Genomic DNA, 23,917 nt, shown 5'->3' with positions numbered 1-23,917 from the left:
CTGGCAAATAATTTATAATTTGGCTATAAGACGAAGTGAGTAGTACCCAACATCGCTTATCGAATCGATTATTCAACCAATACCCACTCTCCTTTATCAATCAAAGGAATGGCCTGCTTGTACTTCACCGTTTTATTTTCGCCACTCATGACATGTTTAATGGTTACTTTATCGTTACGTCCAATTTTTGGTTGTTCTCTTACAATGGTTTCAACAACTTGTTGCTGTTGTCGTGAGGCTCCTGCACCAACGGCTCTACTTTGTGCTGCACGCTCATCCATATTAGGGATTTCGTCTTTTTGTGTTTGAAGTTTTTCACGCTTACGTGTCTTCGCTTCTTGAATGGTATTTTGTGTTTCAGTTGGTAATTCGCCTTTAAATAAGAAGGAGATTACATCTTTATTCACCTGATCAATCATCTCTTTGAATAACTCAAAAGCTTCAAATTTATAGATTAATAAAGGATCTTTTTGCTCATGAACCGCCAATTGTACCGATTGCTTTAACTCATCCATTTTACGTAAATGTGTCTTCCAAGCATCATCCACAATAGCTAAGGTGATGTTCTTTTCAAAATCGTTAATTAACTGTGTGCCTTTAGTTTCATAAGCCTTTTCTAAATCGGTGACTACTTGTAAGTTCTTGACACCATCGGTAAATGGGACAACAATACGCTTAAATTTATCACGTTGATTCTCATAAACACTCGCAATGACTGGAAATGCTAAATCAGCGTTGCGTTGCATTTTCTCTCTGTAGTGTGTAAAAGCAGCTTTATACACTTTCCCTGCAATGGTTTGTACATCGCCTTTTTCAAATTCTGCTGCGGAAATTGGCGAACTCATAGAAAAGTAACGAATCAATTCAAACTCGAAGTTCTTGAAATCGTTAGCCTCCTTATTAGATTCAGTAATGCCTTCAGAGGTATCATAAATCATGTTTGCGATATCCACTTGAAGACGCTCACCATGTAAGGCATGACGACGACGTTTGTACACTACTTCACGTTGTGCATTCATCACATCGTCATATTCTAGTAATCGCTTACGCACACCAAACTGGTTTTCCTCTACTTTTTTCTGGGCGCGTTCAATGGATTTTGAAATCATAGAATGCTGAATCACTTCACCTTCTTGTAATCCCATTTTATCCATCATTTTGGCAATACGTTCACTACCAAATAGACGCATTAAATTATCCTCTAAAGACACATAAAACTGTGAGCTTCCTGGATCTCCTTGACGACCGGCACGACCACGTAACTGTCTGTCTACACGTCGAGAATCATGACGTTCTGTACCCACAATGGCAAGACCTCCTGCTTCTTTTACTTCCTCTGATAACTTAATATCAGTACCACGACCTGCCATGTTAGTGGCAATGGTTACTTGTCCTGGTTGACCAGCTTCAGCAACAATATCGGCTTCCTTTTTATGCATCTTAGCATTCAATACATTGTGTGGTATTTTACGGATGCTTAACATTTTACCTAAAAGCTCGGAAATTTCAACACTGGTGGTACCAATTAAAATTGGTCGACCAGCTTGAGAAAGTTTAGTGACTTCATCAATAACCGCATTATATTTTTCGCGTTTCGTTTTGTAAACTAAATCTTGTCTGTCATCACGAACAATTGGTCTGTTGGTTGGAATTTCAACCACATCTAATTTATAGATTTCCCAAAACTCTCCAGCTTCAGTAACCGCAGTACCAGTCATACCCGATAATTTGCGATACATTCTAAAATAATTCTGTAATGTAACCGTGGCAAAGGTTTGTGTGGCATCTTCAATCTTTACATTTTCTTTGGCTTCAATCGCTTGGTGCAAACCGTCACTATAACGACGACCATCCATAATACGACCCGTTTGCTCATCAACAATCATGACTTTGTTTTCCATGACAACATACTGAATATCCTTTTCGAATAATGCATATGCTTTTAATAATTGGTTGAGCGTATGAATACGTTCAGATTTGATACCGAAGTCTCTGAAAAGTTCTTCTTTTTCTTCAGCTTCTTCCTCTTTAGAAAGTCCTTTAGCTTCAATTTTGGCAATTTCTAGACCAATTTCTGGCATCACAAAGAAATCAGGATTGTCCTTACCAGATAAGAATTCAACACCTTTATCTGTTAACTCTACTTGATTGTTTTTTTCTTCGATTACATAATAAAGTTCTGCATCTACTTTAGGCATCTCTCTATTATTATCTTGCATATAGAAATTTTCAGTTTTCTGAAGCAATTGCTTAACCCCTTCTTCACTCAAGAATTTGATTAAGGCTTTATTTTTAGGAATACCTCTGTAAGCTCTTAGTAATAAGAAACCACCTTCTTTGGTATCACCTTCGGCAATTAGTTTTTTAGCTTCGGCCAAAACGCTAACAAGCTCTTTTCTTTGGATGCTAACAATATCATCAACCTTAGGTTTGAGTTCTATAAATTCGTGACGATCACCTTGAGGAATAGGACCAGAAATAATTAATGGGGTACGAGCATCATCGACTAATACAGAATCCACCTCATCTACAATTGCATAATGATGTGGACGTTGCACCAAGTCATCTGGCGAATGCGCCATATTATCTCTTAAGTAATCAAAACCAAATTCGTTATTGGTTCCATAAGTAATATCAGCTTTATACGCTTTGCGTCTTGCTTCCGAATTTGGTTGGTGGTAATCAATACAATCAACACTTAATCCATGAAACTCAAAAATAGGTGCCATCCATGCGCTATCACGTTTTGCTAAGTAATCGTTTACAGTAACTAAGTGTACGCCTTTTCCAGATAATGCATTTAAATACACAGGAAGTGTTGCTACTAAGGTTTTACCCTCACCAGTTTGCATCTCTGCGATTTTACCTTGATGCATTGCAGCACCACCAATCAACTGAACATCATAATGAATCATATCCCAAGTGATGGCCTTTCCGGCAGCATCCCATGAATTAGACCATATGGCATTATCGCCTTCCAGTGTCACATACTCTTTATTACCAGAAACTGTGCGATCAAACTCATTGGCCTGAACAGCGATTTCAGTGTTATGTACAAAACGTTTCGCTGTTTCTTTTACAACAGCAAAAGCTTCAGGCATGATATCGTTAAGAACCACTTCAGTCACCTGATAGATGTCGTCTTTAATTTTATCAATAGACTCATAGATATCCTCTCTTTTATCAATATCCTCAGTCTCTTCAGCCTCTTTTAATAACTGATCAATTTCATCTTGTAGCGGCCGACGTGCGTCTGCGATTTTGGTCTTGAACTCTCCTGTTTTAGCTCTAAGCTCATCATGTGATAATTGCTCAAGAGCACTCTCAAAGGCATTCACCCTTGCTACAATAGGAGTGAGCTCTTTAACATCTTGTTTAGCCTTATCACCTACAAATACTTTTAATACTGAATTTAAAAAACTCATGTTATGTGTGTTATATTGTTTTATAACGTTGCGAGCAACGTTGTTCTCTTTAAAATTCTGGAATCTCAAAGATAAGATTTGTGTTATTTTTTACGAAGATTTAAGCACAAAAAAAGTCTCTAAACGAGACTTTTTAACTTTTCTTATATTCAAAAAAGTAATTCTTGATAAAATTACCTTTAATACTCGTCCTCATTCCAGAGGTAGTCTTCGTCAGTCGGATAGTCAGACCAGATTTCCTCAATGGAATCATAAGAGTCACCTTCGTCTTCTATCGCTTGTAGATTTTCAACAACTTCCAAAGGAGCCCCTGTTCTAATAGCGTAGTCGATTAATTCGTCTTTAGTTGCTGGCCAAGGCGCATCACTTAAATAAGATGCTAATTCTAATGTCCAATACATGTGTTATAGGTTTATTTTTTTGCAAAAATAAAATTATAGTTCATAAAGTCAAGAAAAAAATGAATTAATTAAATAATAATTTAAAGAACGTTTAATTTTTATTGAGTTTAAGCCTGTTAGAACTGATAATTTATTCTGCAAAGTGGTACTCTAGGATTCTTTTTCTGGAATCCATTTTACTTCTCCGGCTTGCAAGTCATAGGACAACTTTCGTGCCAATACAAAGAGATAGTCAGAAAGTCGGTTTAAGTATGTGAGACTCTCGGGTTGAAAAGGTTCCAAATCATTAAGTGCACTGGCCAAGCGTTCGGCTCTCCTGCACACACAACGAGCGATGTGACAGAATGACACGGTTTGATGGCCGCCAGGCAATACGAAGTGTGTCATTGGTGGCAATGCCTCATTCATGGTATCCATTTCTTGTTCCAGTTGTTGAATATCACCTTCCGAAATTTTTGGAATATTAAGTCGCTGCTTTCCACTTTTTAAGATGGCTTTTTCTGGGTCGGTTGCTAAAATAGCGCCGACAGTAAACAAACGATCCTGGATTTTTATAAGTACGTCTTTGTAGTGATTATCAATATCTTGATCTCTAATGAGTCCGAGGTGCGAGTTTAATTCGTCTACGGTTCCGTAGCTATCAATGCGAATGTGATGCTTTGGGACGCGAGTGCCTCCAAAAAGAGCGGTGGTGCCTTTATCTCCTGTTTTAGTATATATTTTCATAATACAAGTGTCAATTTTTGAAATTCAAAAATACGCGTTTTTAATTCGAATCGCACTAATGCGCATCGTTGAATTTTTTTTAGTTGCCGTTTAAAAGAATGCCTTTGCGAAGGATCAAAACGCCAATTATTTCTAAAATAAAAGGCATGATAAGGAAGTAATAAACACTATTGTTTGTGGCTTTGTCAGCGTATATTGTTATGGAAATAATGAGCACAGAACCTAAAAAGCAAAGTAAAATACCAGCGATGATATACCATATTTTTTTAGTCATGATCTTATCGTTTGAAGCGACGTTTATGAAAGATAGAATCTTTATTTCGACGTTCACGTAAACGTTCATTATTTCTAAAAATAATTCGAATGAATACAAAGAAACCCGCAAGTATGGCAATTGTGTAAAGCATGATTTATGTGTTTAAATTTTCATTCAGGTTATTATTTCTCAGAGTTGAGCGAAAAAAACATCACTTACAATAGCCGTAAAATTTAGCCTCTTGACATTCTTATCTTCGCGTATCGCTTTCTACCATCCCGTCACGCAGTCTTATAATACGATGTGCATGTTCGGCAACTTCCTCTTCGTGTGTTACCATAATGACGGTATTTCCAGCTCTGTGAATCTCGTCGAAAAGTGCCATGATTTCCATTCCCGTTTTAGAATCTAAATTCCCAGTAGGCTCATCAGCCAAAATAATGGAGGGCTTGTTCACTAAGGCACGGCCCACAGCAACACGTTGCCGTTGACCACCAGATAACTGATTAGGTTTATGATCCATACGATCAGAGAGACCAACATCATTTAATACTTCTTCAGCGCGTTTCGCGCGTTCAGATTTTGAAGCTCCAGCGTAAACCATTGGCAATGCTACGTTATCTAAAGCAGTGGTTCTGGGTAAGAGATTAAAAGTTTGGAATACAAAGCCTATTTCAGTATTTCTAATTTCCGCAAGCTCGTCATCACTCATTTGGCTCACGTCTTTACCATTGAGTATATAGTGTCCAGCAGTTGGGGTGTCTAAACAGCCTAATAGATTCATTAGGGTGGATTTACCAGAACCTGATGGTCCCATAATAGCGACATAATCACCACGTTCAATATCTAGATTTATACCTTTTAGAACATGAACAGTCTCTTGCCCGAGTTTAAAATCACGAATGATATCTCTAATTTCAATGACGTTACTCATACTGGAATATACTTTTAATTTTAAGTCTCTGCAAGATACAGATTTCACACCATATGACGCAATACATGACTTGTTGTTACACTCTTATTATGAAATTTTCTTTGGCTTGTTCTTTTCTAAAAAACACAAAACCCCAATAAAAGGTATCAATGGTAACGCTTACTTTAGGGTGTGTTTTAATAATTTCCCAGGCTTCCATCATGCTTTTAGACCAGTATATGTCATCAAAAATAAAAATAGAATCATTGTGGGCGGATTCTAAAAGACTGTGGAAATAATCTAAGGTGGCTGTTTTATGATGATTTCCATCAAAAAAAACAAGATCATAGCTGTGGTGATTTAATGTTGGAAGGAGGCTTCCAAACTCACCGTTTTCTAGGGTCACATTATGTATATGGTAATTACGGAGTTGTTGTGCGGTAAATGCGGAAACCTTTGGGCAACCTTCAATAGTTGTAATGCTATTTTCATGATGACCAAGGGCCATGGCATGAGTTGCAATACCTAGAGATGTGCCAAGCTCAAGGGAGTGTTTCGGTTTAAAATAACGGACAATTCTATACAAGAGTTGTGCGCGTTTTAAAGAGCTGCCTGACGTCTTTGCTAGCGCACTTATACGTCTGGAATTTGAATTGAAAACTCTTGAGCCCGAACCGAAATCGGTGATTTCAATACGGCCTGTATGCTGTAATAAAGCTGTTCTATAGTCTAAAAGTTGCGAATAGGCCTCATGTGATGAGGTATCATAAAAGCATTTGGTGACGAGGTCATAAACAAAAGGGGAATGCACACCATGTTGATTGGTAGATTTGAATAAAAACTTTATATATTCAAGAATCTGAAACATGATTAGGATTCAAATTTTTCTGATAATTCAAGCCAGCGCATTTCTTTCTCTTCAATAGTATTAATGATGGTTTGTAACTGAAGCGAGAGCTTGTTAATTTGTTCCTGAGTTAAAGAAGCGTCATTAAATTTTTCTTCGAGTATTTTTTTATCGAGTTCTAAAGAACGGATTTTACTCTCTATATTTTTATATTCTTTTTGCTCGTTATAGGATAGCTTTTCGGCCTTATAATCTTTTTCTTTTTCTACGGAAACTTTAGACGTTTCAACAGTAACTTTAGATGCTGCTGGAGTTGATGCTTCGTAAGTTCTATAATCAGAATAATTACCAGGAAAATCTTGAACAACACCATCACCTTTAAATACGAATAGGTGATCTACAATTTTATCCATAAAGTAACGGTCGTGAGAAACAACGAGAAGACAACCTGGGAAATCCAGTAAAAATTCTTCAAGAATATTTAAGGTGACGATATCGAGGTCATTGGTAGGTTCGTCTAAAATTAGAAAATTAGGATTCTGAATGAGAACTGTACATAGGTATAAGCGCTTTTGCTCACCTCCACTTAATTTTTCAACATAATCGTGCTGCTTTTTTCCATCGAATAGAAAACGCTCTAAAAGTTGTTTAGCACTAATTTGTCGTCCCTTAGCTAATGGAATAAATTCACCAAATTCTTTGATAACCTCAATCACTTTTTGTTGGGGTTTTACCGCGATACCACCTTGCGTATAGTAACCAAATTTAACGGTATCGCCAATAATAATCTTACCGCTATCAGGTTGCTGGCTATTGGTAAGCATATTTAAAAACGTTGATTTTCCAGTCCCATTTTTACCAATAATCCCTATCCGCTCGCCACGTTTAAAGGTATATTCAAATTTGTCTAGAATGACTTTGTCTTCAAAGGCTTTTGAAACGTTATGGAATTCTACAATCTTGCTTCCTAAGCGTTCCATATTAATCTCAAGTTGAACCTTATGATCACTTCGACGCTGGTGGGCACGTTTTTTAATATCTGAAAAATCATCAATACGTGATTTCGATTTGGTCGTTCTCGCTTTAGGTTGGCGACGCATCCATTCCAATTCCTTTTTAAAGAGTTGTTTTGCCTTTCCAGTTTCGACTTGCTCCTGACTGATGCGCGCTTCTTTGTTTTCTAAATAATACGAGTAATTTCCTTTATAGGTATAGAGTTTGCCTTCATCAAGTTCAATAATTTCAGTACATACACGTTCTAAAAAATAACGATCATGCGTGACCATAAATAAGGTAAACTGTGACTTTGCAAAATACTGTTCCAACCATTCAATCATTTCTAGATCTAGGTGGTTGGTGGGTTCATCAAGTACTAATAGATCAGGATTGCTAATTAATGCCTGGGCTAATGCCAGTCTTTTTAGCTGTCCGCCAGACATGGTATCAATCTTTTGCTCGAGATCGTCAAGTTTAAGTTGTGATAAAATTTGTTTGAATTGCAGTTCAAATTCCCAGGCATTATGGAGGTCCATTTGCTCAAAAGCTTTCTGATAGGCCTCGGCGTCCTCTGGATTGAGTAATGCTTTTTCGTAATTCTCGATGATTTTTAATTGCGGAGAATCGGAATTGAAAATGGTTTCGTTAATAGTGAGGTTAGGATCAAACTGTGGGGATTGCGACAAAAAAGAGATGCGCAATCCATTTCTCATGACCACTTGTCCGGAATCTGCCGTATCTGCTCCTGATAGGATATTGAGAATAGAAGTTTTGCCGCTTCCATTTTTGGCGACAAAGGCAATTTTATCATCCTTGTGAATACTAAACGAGAGGTCTTTAAAAAGCTCTAATTCGCCATAGGATTTTGAGATATGTTCAACAGTAAGATAGTTCAAGACGATTTTTTTACAAAGAAAGCGATATTATACCATTTACCTTTTAATTTAAGGCAATAATATGTGCTTTTTTCCGGTATATATCATGAGCAAAACAAATCATAACTTCTGCTAGGCGTGATTCTTGTAAATTAGATTAAGAGAATAATCTTCATTTTCTTTTTTCAGAAACTTAAACAGTAACTGGTAGGGCTAAAAAATCGAGGAATAGTTTTGATATTAATAGTGATAGGTTATATTTGTGAAGCATCAAGCAACTTAACAATGAATAGATTATTAGTGCTTACAGGTGTCTTATTATGTGCGTTAGTTACATCATGTATTCCACAAAAAGACATTGTATATCTTCAAAATAAAAACACAGCATTGGACTCTACGCAAACTATGGTAGAACAACCAAAGCTGTATCGCGCGCAAGTCAATGATATTTTAAATATTCGTATTAAGGTCTTAGACCAGGAAAACGTCACTATTTTTAACCCAGTTGGGGAAGGTAATTTGAACGCTTCCAGTGCTGAGCGCGCTTATTTTGATGGCTTTACGATAGACGTACATGGCAACATACGGGTACCAACTTTAGGCACCTTAAATGTTCTTGGATATACGATGGAAGAGATTGAAAGACAAATTACCAATATGTTATTGGAAGATCAATTTAAGGAAACAGCTAATATTTTTGTTACCGTTAAATTAGCTGGCTTGCGGTATACTGCTACAGGAGAAGTAGGCTCACCGGGCACACAAACCTTATTTCAAGAACGGGTTAATATTTTTGAGGCCTTAGCTAATGTTGGTGACATGCCTGTGACGGGTAACAGAAAAGAAGTGCAGATTATCAGACAATATCCACAAGGCCAAAAAATACATACTGTAGATTTAACCGATATTGAAGTGATGAAATCACCGTATTATTACATACAGCCTAACGATATTATTTATGTGAAACCTCTCAAACAAAAATCAATTGGAACGGGAGTAACTTTAGTTCAAACACTGGGGACGATTGCTACGGTACTCTCCTTGATAACCACTACAATTGTTCTTGTTACTAGACTATAGATGAAAGATTATAACACACATGATGAATTTGAACAGACAGAGTCTAGTCGATTAAGTTTTGACTTTAGAGGCTATTTGTTTAAAGTTCTCAGTCTATGGAAGTTTATATTAGTGTTCGTGAGTTTGGCGATGATCATCGCCTATTTAATTAATGTAAGGAAACAAAATGTTTACAAATTAGACTCTTTAATTTCTGTTGAAAACGATCAAAATCCGTTTTTTACTGCCAATACCAGTATCTCTTTTAATTGGGGTGGTGTTTCTGGTAAGGTAGGGAAGGTGATTACCACCATGAAGACCAGGTCGCATAACGAATTGGTGGTCGATTCGCTTCAGTATTATATGAGCTATTTGGTTGAAGGTAAATACCGAAAAGAAGATGTATACAAACGGGTCCCTTTTGAGTTTATTCTCGATAAATCACAACCTCAAGTTTTAGGCTATCCTGTGGGGATTCGATTTAAAAACAATAATGAATTTGAAGTCTTTACCGAGTTTGAAGGGGCTAATAGGACAGCACAGATCTATTCAGATAAATCGAAGAAACGAATACAAGTACCAACAGGAACGTTTACCAAATCCTACAAGAATGGTGATTATATTAGCTTGTCATTTTTAAATGGGTCACTCACGCTGAAACCAAATTTAAATGTGCAACCCGGATCAGAGTTTTTTATACGATTTGCAAATTTTGATGGCGTTGTGAATTCTTATAAAGGAAAGGTAAGCATCACTCCATTTTCTCCCTCGTCACCGTCTGTATTGCGGCTACAATTGTCGGGAACGAATAAAGCGAAGATTGTTGATTATTTAAATACAACCTCTGCCATCTTAAGCCGCACTGAATTGGAACGTAAAAACCTATATGCCACCAATACCATTAAGTTTATAGATAGTAGTCTAAACGCTGTTGATGACGACCTCAGAGGTTTTACTGATGAAATGAATGATTTCAGAAAACAAAACAAGGTCTTTAGTGTCACGGAAGAAATTTCTAACATTTCATCACAACTCAGAGCAATTGAAATTGGTAAACAAAATGAAGAGCTAAAGCTCAATTATCTCGATAATTTAGAAACCTATTTAAATACAAAAACCGATTATACCAATATCGCGGCTCCTACCTCAGTTGGAATTGATGAGAATAATATTTTAAGTAGTGTGGCGAAGATCACCGGTTTGTCTATTGAACGGCAAAATTTAGAGTATACCACCAAAGAAGGGTCAGGCTTGTTTAAAGATATTGATCGCCGTATTGATGCCGAAAAGAATGTATTATTAGAAACCATTGATGCTACGAAAAAGACAATACGTGTTCAGATCGCAGCAATAAATAACAGGATTGCCAATTTTGAAGCCAAGTTGAGTGGATTGCCCGAAGATCAACAGCAGTTCTTAAAAATTCAACGTAATTTGGACATCAGTCAGGAGGCTTATGACGTCTATATGGCCAAACGAAGCGAGGCGGCCATAGTGAAGGCGGCTAATATTTCTGACATCTCCATTGTGGATGAAGCCAAAGATATAGGCGGTGGTTTAATTGGTCCTAATAAGTCCCTCAATTATATGATGGGTTTGATGATGGGCTTTTTTATTCCCATGTTTTTGATTTTTGTGGTCTTTCTGCTCGATAATACCATTCACGGGTCGGAGGAGGTCGAACAATTGTCTAAAATTCCAATTATAGGCTTGATTGGGAAGTACAAATATAAAAACAACCTCGTTGTTTATGAAAAACCAAAATCGGCAGTAGCTGAATCGTTTAGAGCGATTCGTTCGAGTTTGCAATTTTTCTATAAGAAATTAGATGTGGAACACGGAAAAACACTCATGATTACATCTTCGGTGAGTGGTGAAGGAAAAACCTTTTGTTCTATTAATATTGCGACGGTCTATGCGCTTACCGGTAAGAAAACCATTCTTTTAGGTTTGGATTTGCGTAAACCTAAAATTTTTGGAGATTTTAATATTGACAATGATAAAGGGGTAGTAAATTACTTAATTGGGGAGAGCGATTTTGAGAGCATTAAAATAACCACACATATTGAAAATCTTGATATTGTGCCCTCAGGTCCCGTACCGCCAAACCCGTCTGAATTATTGATGAGTGACCAGCTGAAAGATCTATTACTGCAATTACGTCAGGAGTATGATATGATTATTTTAGATACACCACCTCTGGGGCTAGTAACCGATGCTTTAGAATTGACACATTATGCCGATGCCACCATTTTTATGGTGCGGTTAGATTATACCAAAAAAGGCATGTTAGCGCTTGTAAATGCCAAATACAGAGCTGGAGAAGTCAAGAATATCAGCTTTGTTTTAAACTTTTACAGGCATAAATCCAACCAAAGTTATGGTTATGGCTATGGCTATGGCTACGGCTACGGTTATGGTTATGGCACTTACGGTAATGCTTATCATGAGCGTGATAACAACAGCCTGTTCAAACGTGTCAAGGATTTTATAAAACGAATTTAAAGTGATTAGTAAGCAGCAACTCCTAATAAAGCGCATTTTTGATGTCTGCTTTGCTGTAGTGCTGTTGCCAGTGTTAGTTATTCCTATTGTTTTTTTGGTCCTCATGAGTACCATAGATTCAGGGCAATTTGGGATTTTTTCACAACCGCGTATTGGTCAACATGGGACACGTTTTAATATTTATAAGATTAGAACTTTAAAAGCGGGTCCTCATCAAATAGGACAAATTTACAAGAGTGCCACAGCAGTAGGTCAATTTCTGAGACGGACTAAATTGAATGAATTGCCACAACTATATAATGTGCTTAAAGGCGATATGAGTTTTGTGGGCCCAAGACCAGATGTTGAAGGTTTTGCCGATCAATTACAAGGTGATGATCGCATCATTTTGTTACTAAAACCGGGAATAACTGGTCCGGCAACATTAAAATATAAAAACGAAGAAGTTATACTCGCAAATCAAGTGGACCCAGAAACATACAATAGAACGATTATTTGGGCAGATAAGGTTGAAATCAATAAAAAGTACGCGCGAAATTGGAGTTTTTCTTTAGATTTGAATATTATTCTAAAAACACTATGTAGTTGAAAATGGATACGCATAAAAAAATAACAATACTCGGACTTGGCTATGTGGGTTTGCCGCTAGCCGTTGAATTTGCTAAAAAGTATATGGTCGTTGGTTTTGATATTAACGCGGCTCGCATTGCTGAACTCAAAAACGGTGTGGATAAGACCCTAGAAGTGGAAAATGAAGATTTAAGTGCAGTGTTGACCTCAAATCCAAAGGCTGAAAAAGGGCTATTGATTTCCAATGATGCTGGCGATATCCAAGATTCTACAATTTATATTGTTACGGTTCCAACGCCTACCGATGCCTTAAATAAACCCGTGTTTACACCCTTGGTAAAAGCGAGTGAAAGTGTGGGTAAGGTGCTTAAAAATGGAGATATTGTGATTTATGAATCTACTGTATATCCTGGAGTCACCGAAGATATTTGTGTGCCAATTTTGGCAGAGCACTCCGGATTAGAATTTAATAAAGATTTCTTTGCAGGCTATTCTCCAGAGCGTATCAATCCGGGAGATAAAAAGCACACAGTGACTAAGATTTTAAAAGTGACCTCAGGATCTACGCCAGAAATCGCTAAAAGAGTCGATGATCTCTATAAATCAATTATAACAGCAGGAACCCATTCGGCACCGTCCATAAAAGTTGCTGAAGCTGCTAAAGTTATCGAGAACTCGCAACGTGATATTAATATCGCTTTTGTAAATGAATTGTCTAAAATATTCAGATTACTAGATATCGATACTAAAGCCGTTTTGGAAGCTGCTGGAACCAAATGGAATTTTATAAATTTCACACCAGGATTGGTGGGTGGGCACTGTATTGGTGTTGACCCTTACTATTTGGCTCAAAAAGCGATTGAATCTGGTTATAATCCGGAAATCATACTTGCTGGTCGAAAAATGAATGATAGTATGGGTGGTTATGTTGCTCAAGAGACCGTGAAACTGATGATTAAAAAAGGGGCACGCATCAAAGATTCTAAGGTGCTTATTCTCGGCATCACATTTAAAGAAAACTGTCCAGATATTAGAAATTCACGTGTGATTGATATCATAAAAGAATTTGAAACCTATAACGTTACAATAGATGTGTATGACCCTTGGGCTTCAAAAGAGGAGGTGCAACACGAGTATAATTTTGAATTGTTAGAGGATGCGTCGAAGTTGCAAACTGACTATGATGCCATCGTTTTAGCCGTATCTCACAAAGAATTTTTAGAGCTAAACTTAAAAGAACTAAAATCGGATATCGGTGTTGTTTTTGATGTCAAATCATTATTACCTAAAGATGCCGTAGACGCCAGATTATGATGTACGACAATAAATACCACAATGAAGATTTAAGTCAGTTATCATTTTTAGTAACAGGAGGCGGTGGGTTTATCGGTTCCAATATCGTTGAATACCTCTTAAAATATGACGCTAAGAAAGTGCGTGTTTTGGATGATTTTTCAAACGGTCATCGCGAAAACTTAACGGAGTTTCACAATCATCCAGCTTTTGAACTTATTGTTGGTGATATTAGAGATTTGCAAACCTGTAAAGCGGCGATGGATGGTATCGATTATGTGTCTCATCAAGCAGCTCTAGGTTCTGTGCCGCGTTCTATTAATGATCCAGCAACCACCAATGCGGTGAATATTTCTGGGTTTTTAAATATGATGATTGCACTTAAAGACACTCCAACGGTTAAACGTATGGTCTATGCCGCTTCAAGTTCAACCTATGGTGATAGCAAAGTGTTGCCTAAGGTAGAAGATGAAATTGGCAAGCCCTTGTCACCTTATGCGGTGACCAAGTACGTCAATGAATTGTACGCCGATGTCTTCGGAACAACCTATGATACCGATGTCATTGGCTTTCGATATTTTAATGTCTTCGGACCAAAACAAAGCCCTGATGGTGCTTATGCTGCGGTCATTCCGTTATTTATGCAAGCTTTAGTTGATAACGCCTCACCTCAAATTAATGGGGACGGTGAGCAAACGCGAGATTTTACCTTTGTAGATAATGCGGTGCAAGCCAATATACGTGGGTTTTTCGCCTCTGAAAAGGCAAAGAACCAAGTGTTTAATGTGGCCTGTGGCGAGCGGATTAGCGTGAATTATTTATGGAATGCGTTAAAGGAATCTGCCAATTCTAAGGTAGAGGCGGTGCATGGGCCACCGCGACAAGGCGACGTGCGCGACTCCTTAGCTGATATTTCTAAAGCACAAAAATTATTGGGTTATGAACCACAATTTACGGTGAAAGAAGGGCTTAGAATCACTTGGGACGCTTTTCATAAATAGTTAGGAATTAGGCCTTGCGATTATTTTATACTCTATAAGCATTTAGTATATTAGCATAAACTAAATCTTAAATCAATTTTGAATACCCAACCTAAGGAACAATGGCTCTACACCATTTCTTCAAAACGCAAGTTGATAGATCTCAACTTTAAAGAAATATGGCGCTATAGAGATTTGTTACTGCTGTTTGTGAAACGCGATGTCATCACCGTTTATAAGCAGACGATTCTGGGACCCTTATGGTATTTCATTCAACCCTTATTTACAGCCATTACCTTTACATTAATCTTTAATAAAGTGGCGAATATCGAAACGGGTTCGGTGCCTCCATTTTTGTTTAATCTGGCAGGGATCTCTGTTTGGGGCTATTTCAGAAACTGCTTAACTGCAACCTCTGATACCTTTAAAAGTAATGCCGCTATTTTCTCAAAGGTCTATTTTCCACGGGTCATTTCGCCCTTATCGGTGGTGATTTCAAACTTGGTAAAGTTCGGAATTCAGTTGTTAGTATTTGTTGCTTTTTATGTCTATTATGTGACGCAAGGTGCCAGTATTCATGTGAATAGTGCGATTGTGTTTTTTCCTATACTCGTCATACTTATGGCCATGTTAGGCTTGGGTCTTGGCATGATTATTTCGTCTTTAGTTACCAAATATCGCGACTTGAAATTCTTAGTGAGTTTTGGCGTGCAATTGCTCATGTATGTCTCTGCCGTGATGTATCCATTGGCATTGATGCGCGAAAAATTGCCAAAGATTGCCTGGCTGGTAGAGTATAATCCTATGGCTTATATTATTGAAACGGCGCGATATATGTTATTGGGTGAGGGCACTATTAGTGCCTTTGGTATCATTTTTACAACAGCCGTCACCGTCATCCTCTTTTTTCTAGGAATTATTATATTTAACCGAACCGAGAAAACCTTTATAGATACCGTATAATAATGTCTGATACCATACTTAAAGCATCTCATATTAGCAAACAATACCGATTGGGTCTGGTGGGTACAGGTACGATGAGTGATGACTTGAAACGTTGGTGGCATAGATTGCGTGGAAAAGACGACCCTTTTTTACAAGTGGGAGATGTGAATGATCGCAGCACTAAGGCGACGAGTAACTATGTTTGGGCTCTGCAGGATATCAACTTTGAAGTGAAACGCGGTGAGGTCTTGGGTATTATTGGAAAAAATGGTGCCGGAAAATCAACCTTACTAAAAATATTGTCTCGAGTCACTGGGCCAACAACTGGCGAAATTAAAACCAGAGGTCGCATTGCCTCTTTATTAGAAGTAGGAACTGGCTTTCATCCCGAATTAACCGGTCGAGAGAATATCTATCTCAATGGAGCCATATTAGGGATGACCAAGACTGAAATTAGAGCCAAAGAAGAAGAAATTATTGAATTTAGTGGCTGTGAACGCTATGTGGATACCCCTGTAAAACGCTATTCTTCTGGGATGCGGGTACGATTGGCATTTGCGGTAGCCGCCTTTTTAGAACCCGATATTTTGGTGATCGATGAGGTGTTAGCTGTTGGTGATGCCGAGTTTCAAAAGAAAGCCGTAGGTAAAATGCAGGACATTTCTAAAGGCGAAGGACGCACCGTACTGTTTGTAAGTCATAATATGGCGGCTGTGAAAAGTTTGTGCACACGGGCGATCGTGTTAGAACATGGGAAGGTGGTGTTTGAGGGGAATCAAGATGATGCGGTAGAGTTTTATTTAAACTCAAACTATCAAAAGGGTTCAAGTCAAAAGTCTTATTATTTTGATAAAAATGAATTTGAAGATGTGACTTTTAGTATAAAGCATATAGGAATTCATGGATTTAGTAAAGATTATGAAAGTCCAATAAATCGAAAAGATTCCGTAATTATTAGCATAGATATTGAGAAGAGTGAAAATGACAAAATCGTTATTGTATATATCTTCAAAGATTCAAGTGGACAAAAAATATTTGTGACTAATTCTAATTTAGATGGACAGAATATTGCTTATATAGGATCAAAAAAAATCATAATGCGAATTCCGTCTTTGTTTTTTAATGAAGGTGTTTTTGCTATTGATATTATGATAACTGATGGGAAAAAATTACTATTTAATTCCAATGATGTTCTAAAATTTGTCATACTCGAGGAAGAAAAAGTATTAGGGGAATGGATGGGAAAATCTCCAGGATTTTTAAAACCAAGGTTTTCATGGGAATTTTAAATCTATTCAATAAAAATAAAAACAAACCACTTGTATTTTGCATAGGGATGAATAAAACAGGAACGACTTCGTTGGGTGTTTTTTTTGAAAATCACGGTTATAAAGTATTTAATCAAGCTAAGGGAGAATTACTTTTGAGCAATTATATAAATGAAGATTTTGAAAAAATAATTAATTCGTGCGAGAAGAGTAAGATGCAAGTTTTCCAAGATGTCCCATTTTCACTTCCCAAAACTTTTAAATATCTATTCGAGTATTTTCCAAATAGCAAATTTATACTGACCGTACGAAGTTCTCCTGAGGAGTGGTATAATTCTATTTTGAAATTCCATTCAGAATTTTATCATAACGGTCAAAAACCTACGCTAGAATCTTTAAAGAATTCAAATTATGTCTATAAAGGGTGGTCATGGGATTTAATGAATAATGTTTTTTTTGATAACAATATCGAACTATATAATAAAGAAGTATTAATGAAAAAATATAAGGACCATATAAATGATGTCCAAAACTATTTCTCGGTAAATGAGTCAAAAGATAGATTAATAACAATTAATCTCTCTGAAAAGAACGATTTTGAAAAATTAATCACTTTTTTAAAAATAAAAACAATAGCTAAGAATTTCCCGAGAATTACATCTAAAGATATTGTAGCTAAAAATTATACATGTAATTTTTTAGAAAAATAAAAATGCTAAAGAAGTTTAAATATTATATTAAAAAGAAGTTTAGAAAAACACCTAGTGGTCAAAATGCACAGATTGCTAAATCTAAATATTGTCCTGTATGCGATGAACAGGTAATTATAAGTCCTTTTCTTTATGAGTATTACTTTGGTAAGTTCTTTGAGCATGGATTTGTTTATTCACCTTTTTTGTTCGAAACTTTAAATTTAAAATATTATAAATGTGATAATTGTGGAGCATCAGACAGGGAGAGATTAATTGCTCTTTTTATTAAAAAACATATAGGAAATAAAGATAATTCATTAAAATTATTGGATTTGGCACCCGCTAAGTCTTTGTCTAAGTTTATATCTAGGCTGAAAAATATAAACTATCGAACTGCTGACTTATTTATGGATAATGTCGATGATATTGTAGATATAAAAGATATGCATATTTATGATAATAATAGTTTCGATATGTTCATCTGTTCACATGTTTTAGAGCATATTGATGATGATCTAAAAGCTATGTCAGAATTACATCGTATTTTGAAAAAAAATGGTGTTGGCATATTATTAGTGCCGATACTATTAAGCATAGAAAAGTCTGTTGAAAATGAAGAATATTTAGAATCTGAACACTTAAGGTGGAAGTATTTTGGACAAGATGATCATGTAAGAATGTACAGTAAATTTGATTTTACGCAGAGATTAAAAGAATCAGGATTTCATGTTGAACAATTAGGTGTAGATTATTTTTCTAAGACAGTTTTCGAAAATTCAGGTATTGATATGAAATCGGTTTTATATGTAGTAAGACCAGAATAACATTATAATTTTATAAGATAAAATTTGATCAAAGTTTTGAATAGAAAACCTTACACAAAAAACGCAAGTATATGATTCAAGATCCGCTTGTTAGTGTTTGTATGATTACTTATAATCAAGATAAGTATATCAAAAAAGCGTTAGAGAGTATATTAATGCAGAAAACTAAATTTAGTTTCGAAGTAATTATCGGGAATGACTCTTCAACGGATAACACTGACAAAATAATTCGTTCTCTAATTAATGAAACAGCAAGTAGAATAATAATTAAATATATCAACCGAAAAGATAATATCGGTATGACTGCAAATCTTACTGATATTCTTGGATCCTCTAGAGGTAAGTATATTGCATTATGTGAAGGGGATGATTATTGGACCGATCCATTAAAACTGCAAAAACAAGTAAATTTTTTAGAAGAAAATGAAGATTATAATCTTTGTTTTCATGAGGTAGAGATTTTGGAAGGTGAAATATTTTTAGAAAAAAATATTGCTAAAGAAAGATATAATAATATCAAAAACAAAAGCCATACTCTAATTGACTTGCTAACTCAAGGTAACTTTATTCATACCGCTTCTGTTATGTACAGAAATCAACCTGTAAATTTTCCTTTTGAATTGAAGTATAGTTCGGTTGCAGATTATTTTTTACACATCATATATACCAATTCAGGAAATATAAAAAAATTACATGAAAAGATGGCAGTTTACAGGCTCGGAGTAGGTGTTTATTCAACATTGAATGATGCGCAAATGCACACCAAAATATTAAATTATCAGTCATGTATTTTGTCATATTTAACTGAGGAACCTCAAAAAGAGATATTATTAAAAAAACAACTTGTCTCTCTGAGTCGAGTTGATGAAGTCCATAAGAAAGAATATTTAGATGTGAACTATCTAGCAAAAAATGTATCTTTTAAAAAGTTTTTTAAAATCCTAATCACCAAAATTAAGATATTGATTAGATGAAAAATATATATATCGTCATCGTTACATATAATGGTATGGCATGGCTGAAGCAATGCCTAGATAGCTGCAAAGAATACCGTGTTATCGTTGTCGATAATAATTCTTCAGATGAATCCGTTAGTTTTATTAAAGTAAACTACCCGGATATAACCTTATTAGAGCAAGATATTAATTTAGGTTTTGGTCAAGCGAATAATTTGGGCATACTGTATGCTCTTGAAAAAGATGCAGAACATGTGTTTTTGCTCAATCAAGATGCCTATTTAGTAGGTAATGTACTCGAAAAGATGGTTAGTATTCAGCAAAAGCAACCTGTATTTGGTGTTCTAAGTCCAATACATATTACTGCTGATAAAAAGAGACTTGATAAAAACTTTTCCTCGTTTATGCTTAAAGAACAAACAGGTCAATTTTATTCAGATTTTGTTTTAGGAAATACTCTTAAAAATGTTTACCACGTTCCGTTCGTAAATGCTGCAGGTTGGTTAATTTCGAAATCTTGTTTAGATACTGTTGGAGGTTTTGATCCTTTGTTTTTTCATTATGGTGAAGATGATAATTATTGTCAGCGTGTATTATATCATGGATTTCATATTGGTGTTGTGCCGAATATTTTTATCATCCATGATAGAACTGAACGGGTTCATAAGAAACTAATTATCTATACTGATGCTTATTATAAGAAGCTAGAGTTAAGTTATAAAGTTCATTATGGGAATATATTGTCTAACAACCATATAGAAAAAAAAATCCACAAGCTCGAACGTTTAATAGTGAAAGCGATATTACAATTTAAGTTAAATCGTATTTCGCATTATAAAAAAGAGCTCAGGATATTAAAAAGTTTAAGGCCATTAATTGAAAAAAGTCGTGAGAAAAATGTCACTAAAGGGAGACATTATTTACAAAATTAATTTACTTTTTTTAATGCTGTATCACAAATTTAGAGTCTTAGAGCATATATTTTAAAAGGATGAATTGGTGTCAAATTATTTATACTTGTCAAAAAAACATAAATTTACAGTATGCGTTTGTTTAAGAAATCACCCAAGATATTCTGTATTGGTCATAATAAGACGGGAACCACCACCATTGAGACGGTTTTAAAACAAATGGGTTATACCAAAGGAAACCAAGTGAAAGGCGAATTGCTTTTAAAGTCTTGGCATCAACGGGATTTTAAAACCATTATTGCGTTTTGTAAAAAAGCTCAAGCTTTTCAGGATATTCCCTTTTCCCTTCCATATACCTATCAACATTTAGATCTCGCATTTCCAAATGCAAAGTTTATTCTCACGGAGCGGGATTCAACCGAGCAGTGGTATGAATCCTTAACACGCTTTCATTCTAAACTATGGGCTGATGGAAAACGAATTCCTACCGCAACTGATTTGAAAAATACGCCGTATCGTGAGCAAGGTTTTGCTTATAGTTTTGCCAAAAATGTTTACGGTACTCCTGACGATAATATTTACGACGAGAATGTTTTAAAGGCCTTTTATGAGCAGTATAATGCAACGGTTAAAAACTACTTCAAAAGTCGCCCTGAAAAATTAGTGGTAATCAATGTGTCAAATGCCAAAGACTATGGTAAATTGTGTACGTTTTTAAATCAACCACCAATAGGTGATGATTTCCCTTGGATGAATAAAACCTTAGATGTAAAACGAAAGCAGTGATCAACGTAACAAAAACATTTTTGCCACCACAAAACGACTATCAAGCATTATTAAAAAAGGCTTGGGAGACGGGTTGGATGACCAATAGAGGTGTTTTGGTACAAGAATTAGAACAAAAATTAAAAGAGCATCTTCAGGTTCCCAATGTCATTGCCATGACCAATGGGACCTTGCCTTTACAAATCGCCATAAAAGCTTTAGGTCTCAAAGGTGAAATTATTACCACACCCTTCTCTTATGTAGCGACAACAAGCAGTATTGTTTGGGAAGGATGCACTCCGGTATTTGTAGATATCCATCCAGAATATTTAACCATAGATGAGACCAAGATTGAAGCGGCTATTACGCCTGAGACCTCGGCTATTCTAGCAACGCATGTGTTTGGTAATCCCTGTGATGTCGAGGCGATTGAGATGATTGCAAAAAAACACCAATTGAAAGTCATTTATGATGCCGCCCATTGTTTTGGGGTCACCTACAAAGGGCAGTCCATTTTTACTTATGGCGATGTGAGTACGTGTAGCTTTCATGCTACCAAATTATTTCATACTGGAGAAGGAGGCGCGCTCGTATGTCAACCAGAGTATTACAATACAATGTATGACCATCATAATTTTGGGCACGACGGACCCGAAGCTTTTCATGGGCTTGGGATCAACGCTAAAATGAGCGAACCCCAAGCTGCTATGGGTCTTGCGGTTTTGCCGTATATGTCTCATATATGTGCTCGACGTAAATTTGTAGTAGAGCGTTATTCTAATGGATTAGGCTCAGAAGATATTCAGTTATTAAAATTACGTGATGGCGTAGAATGGAACTATTGCTATTACCCAGTAATATTTAAAAATGAAGCGGTTTTGATGAAAGTAAAGACGGCTTTAGAGAAGGAAGCTATTTTTGCAAGACGGTATTTTTATCCAAGTCTCGATACTTTGCCATATGTTGATCATTCAGAACCATGCCAATTATCCCACAAAATTTCGGCATGTGTGTTATGTTTACCACTTTATGTAGATTTAGATCGTCAGGATGTGGATAGAATAATTAAAATAATAAACGCGAATATATGTTAGTTGTTGGAGCTAGAGGTTTTGCGAATGAAATTTTAGAAGTATTACATCAAATGAATCAAACTGATGGTTTGGTTTTTTATGATGATATAAATATGATTTCTTCAGGTAAAATACATGATAAATTCCCTGTTTTAAATTCTTTTGAAGAAGCCAGTGCGCATTTCTTAAGGGAAGATAAGCGCTTTATTTTAGGTTTGGGTAATCCAAAACTGCGAAAACAAATGTACGATGCTTTTACCGCATTGGGTGGCGTGGTAACAAGCACAGTGAGTACAAATACATCTATTGGGCACTATGGTATTGCTATTGGAGAGGGATCAAATATCTTTGATCGAGCCGTACTATCGTCTCATGTAAGTCTTGGGATTTGCACTATTGTATACTATGGTGTCATTCTTACCCATGATACTCAAATTGGTAATTTTGTGGATATTTCTCCAGGTGCCATTTTACTTGGTAGAAGTAGCGTTGGGGATTATACACAAATTGGAAGTCATGCAACAATTTTACCAGATATTTCCATTGGAAAAAATGTGGTAGTTGCGGCAGGTGCTGTCGTGACCAAAAACGTACCAGATAATTGTATGGTGGCGGGAGTTCCGGCCGAAATAAAAAAAACTTTGAAACCATTGCCGTTTTAATTATGAGCAATAAACCTCTTTTGAGTGTGTGCATGATCACTTATAATCATGAGTTATACATCAAACAGGCTATTGAAGGTGTACTCATGCAAGAGACGTCTTTTGACTTTGAATTAATTGTTGTTGATGATTGTTCACCAGATAACACTGAAATAATTGTTAATAGTCTCATTGAGACACATCCTCAAGGATCATTGATTACCTATACAAAACAGACCGAAAATAAAGGCATGTATGATAATTTTTTATATGCTTTGAACGCCTGTAAATCTGAATTTGTGGCACTCTGTGAAGGCGACGACTATTGGATAGATCCTAAAAAATTACAAAAGCAAGTGGCGTTTTTAGAAGCAAATCCTGCTTTTGAAGTGTGTTTTACAAATACGAGAGTAATCAACTCAAATACTGACATTGTAAAAGACCAATTAATGGGTGACGATCGCATGGAGATATATGAACATAAAGATCTTCCCATTTGGGCACCTACCTTAACTCGAGTATTTCGGAATCGCGATTTTAGTACTGTTCCATCGGCTCCAGGATTAGATAATATCATGTTACTGTGGCAATCTAAATTTGGGAAAATAAAGTTATTAAATACTGTAACCAGTGCCTATCGGTTGCACAGTGGAGGTGTTTATAGCGCCCAATCTGAAGGGCGACGAAAAGAACATATGCTCGTGACGAATCTAGTGAGTTTGGGCTTAATCGAAAAGGCTTTATATGCTAAATATTTTGGGATGCTTTTCAAAAATTTGATTGAAATTTACTATCTCGACGTCACTATGTATAGCGCTAATAAGCTCAAAATTAAAAATGGATATAGAACGTATAAAAATGACATGCCTTTGTCGTTGCGACTGAAGATACAAATGGTTTTTATCTTTTTGAATATGAATGTCATTTGGGGCTACAAACGAAATAAGAAGTTTATATTGAGGGTCTTAAATAAGGTATTTATTTACTAATTTTAAT

22 protein-coding genes are annotated in these 23,917 nt (G+C 36.1%); 15 read left to right on the top strand and 7 right to left on the bottom strand.

All coding sequences use genetic code 11. From position 1 onward, the window contains the following. Nucleotides 1–68: 68 nt before the first annotated feature. The 7 genes from secA to BLT57_RS13570 all read right to left on the bottom strand — a co-directional run bounded on the left by secA (nt 69) and on the right by BLT57_RS13570 (nt 8,460). Nucleotides 69–3,425 (bottom strand): preprotein translocase subunit SecA, encoded by a 3,357-nt coding sequence (secA, locus tag BLT57_RS13600; protein ID WP_091426461.1) that lies wholly within the window; start codon nt 3,423–3,425, stop codon nt 69–71. A 179-nt stretch (nt 3,426–3,604) separates the two neighbouring features. Beyond that, nucleotides 3,605–3,826, bottom strand: a complete 222-nt coding sequence (locus BLT57_RS13595; RefSeq protein WP_010177336.1) for a DUF2795 domain-containing protein — start codon at nt 3,824–3,826, stop codon at nt 3,605–3,607. Nucleotides 3,827–3,976: 150 nt separating this feature from the next. Continuing rightward, nucleotides 3,977–4,552, bottom strand: coding sequence for a cob(I)yrinic acid a,c-diamide adenosyltransferase (locus BLT57_RS13590; RefSeq protein ID WP_091426459.1), 576 nt, complete (start codon nt 4,550–4,552; stop codon nt 3,977–3,979). A gap of 278 nt (nt 4,553–4,830) precedes the next feature. Continuing rightward, nucleotides 4,831–4,959 carry a hypothetical protein gene (locus tag BLT57_RS14295; protein WP_255361754.1) on the bottom strand — a complete coding sequence of 43 codons (129 nt, stop codon included), beginning with the start codon at nt 4,957–4,959 and terminating at the stop codon, nt 4,831–4,833. Between the two features lie 99 nt (nt 4,960–5,058). Beyond that, entirely contained in the window at nt 5,059–5,742 is a 684-nt protein-coding gene (locus tag BLT57_RS13580) for an ABC transporter ATP-binding protein (protein ID WP_091426455.1), read from the bottom strand. Between the two features lie 76 nt (nt 5,743–5,818). After that, the gene (locus tag BLT57_RS13575) at nt 5,819–6,589 is read right to left on the bottom strand and encodes an O-methyltransferase (RefSeq protein ID WP_091426452.1); all 771 of its coding nucleotides are present in this window, start codon (nt 6,587–6,589) and stop codon (nt 5,819–5,821) included. 2 nt (nt 6,590–6,591) lie between these two features. After that, nucleotides 6,592–8,460 carry an ABC-F family ATP-binding cassette domain-containing protein gene (locus BLT57_RS13570; protein ID WP_091426449.1) on the bottom strand — a complete coding sequence of 623 codons (1,869 nt, stop codon included), beginning with the start codon at nt 8,458–8,460 and terminating at the stop codon, nt 6,592–6,594. A 264-nt stretch (nt 8,461–8,724) separates the two neighbouring features. Here BLT57_RS13570 and BLT57_RS13565 point away from each other — a divergent pair, with 264 nt between their 5' ends. The 15 genes from BLT57_RS13565 to BLT57_RS13495 all read left to right on the top strand — a co-directional run bounded on the left by BLT57_RS13565 (nt 8,725) and on the right by BLT57_RS13495 (nt 23,910). After that, a complete protein-coding gene (locus BLT57_RS13565; protein ID WP_091426447.1) occupies nt 8,725–9,519 on the top strand; it encodes a polysaccharide biosynthesis/export family protein in 795 nt (264 codons plus the stop codon). Further along, nucleotides 9,520–12,003, top strand: a complete 2,484-nt coding sequence (locus BLT57_RS13560) for a tyrosine-protein kinase (protein ID WP_091426445.1) — start codon at nt 9,520–9,522, stop codon at nt 12,001–12,003. A gap of 1 nt (nt 12,004) precedes the next feature. Beyond that, nucleotides 12,005–12,592, top strand: a complete 588-nt coding sequence (locus BLT57_RS13555; protein ID WP_231928708.1) for a sugar transferase — start codon at nt 12,005–12,007, stop codon at nt 12,590–12,592. A 2-nt stretch (nt 12,593–12,594) separates the two neighbouring features. After that, nucleotides 12,595–13,887, top strand: a complete 1,293-nt coding sequence (locus BLT57_RS13550) for a nucleotide sugar dehydrogenase (RefSeq protein WP_091426443.1) — start codon at nt 12,595–12,597, stop codon at nt 13,885–13,887. Continuing rightward, nucleotides 13,887–14,867, top strand: coding sequence for an SDR family oxidoreductase (locus BLT57_RS13545; protein WP_091426850.1), 981 nt, complete (start codon nt 13,887–13,889; stop codon nt 14,865–14,867). Before BLT57_RS13550 ends, BLT57_RS13545 begins: the two co-directional genes overlap by 1 nt. 78 nt (nt 14,868–14,945) lie before the next feature. Then, nucleotides 14,946–15,809, top strand: coding sequence for an ABC transporter permease (locus tag BLT57_RS13540; RefSeq protein ID WP_091426441.1), 864 nt, complete (start codon nt 14,946–14,948; stop codon nt 15,807–15,809). Between the two features lie 2 nt (nt 15,810–15,811). Continuing rightward, nucleotides 15,812–17,080, top strand: coding sequence for an ABC transporter ATP-binding protein (locus BLT57_RS13535; RefSeq protein ID WP_091426439.1), 1,269 nt, complete (start codon nt 15,812–15,814; stop codon nt 17,078–17,080). Beyond that, a complete protein-coding gene (locus BLT57_RS13530) occupies nt 17,068–17,769 on the top strand; it encodes a sulfotransferase (RefSeq protein WP_157717196.1) in 702 nt (233 codons plus the stop codon). The genes BLT57_RS13535 and BLT57_RS13530 overlap by 13 nt, the downstream gene beginning before the upstream one ends. Before the next feature lie 2 nt (nt 17,770–17,771). Further along, nucleotides 17,772–18,575 (top strand): methyltransferase domain-containing protein, encoded by an 804-nt coding sequence (locus BLT57_RS13525; RefSeq protein ID WP_091426435.1) that lies wholly within the window; start codon nt 17,772–17,774, stop codon nt 18,573–18,575. Nucleotides 18,576–18,646: 71 nt separating this feature from the next. After that, nucleotides 18,647–19,549 (top strand): glycosyltransferase, encoded by a 903-nt coding sequence (locus BLT57_RS13520; RefSeq protein ID WP_091426433.1) that lies wholly within the window; start codon nt 18,647–18,649, stop codon nt 19,547–19,549. Next, nucleotides 19,546–20,463 (top strand): glycosyltransferase family 2 protein, encoded by a 918-nt coding sequence (locus BLT57_RS13515; protein ID WP_091426431.1) that lies wholly within the window; start codon nt 19,546–19,548, stop codon nt 20,461–20,463. The genes BLT57_RS13520 and BLT57_RS13515 overlap by 4 nt, the downstream gene beginning before the upstream one ends. Before the next feature lie 111 nt (nt 20,464–20,574). Further along, the gene (locus BLT57_RS13510) at nt 20,575–21,228 is read left to right on the top strand and encodes a sulfotransferase (protein ID WP_091426430.1); all 654 of its coding nucleotides are present in this window, start codon (nt 20,575–20,577) and stop codon (nt 21,226–21,228) included. Next, on the top strand, nt 21,225–22,301 hold the full coding sequence (locus BLT57_RS13505; protein ID WP_091426428.1) for a DegT/DnrJ/EryC1/StrS aminotransferase family protein: 1,077 nt from the start codon (nt 21,225–21,227) through the stop codon (nt 22,299–22,301). Before BLT57_RS13510 ends, BLT57_RS13505 begins: the two co-directional genes overlap by 4 nt. Beyond that, nucleotides 22,295–22,942 (top strand): NeuD/PglB/VioB family sugar acetyltransferase, encoded by a 648-nt coding sequence (locus BLT57_RS13500; protein WP_091426426.1) that lies wholly within the window; start codon nt 22,295–22,297, stop codon nt 22,940–22,942. Before BLT57_RS13505 ends, BLT57_RS13500 begins: the two co-directional genes overlap by 7 nt. Nucleotides 22,943–22,944: 2 nt before the next feature. Then, nucleotides 22,945–23,910, top strand: a complete 966-nt coding sequence (locus BLT57_RS13495) for a glycosyltransferase (protein WP_091426424.1) — start codon at nt 22,945–22,947, stop codon at nt 23,908–23,910. Nucleotides 23,911–23,917 lie beyond the last annotated feature (7 nt).

It is taken from the genome of Formosa sp. Hel1_31_208, assembly GCF_900104785.1.
Classification (GTDB): domain Bacteria; phylum Bacteroidota; class Bacteroidia; order Flavobacteriales; family Flavobacteriaceae; genus Psychroserpens.
The sequence above is the reverse complement of the archived record's forward strand: the minus strand, read 5'-3'. Positions and strand labels throughout refer to the sequence as shown.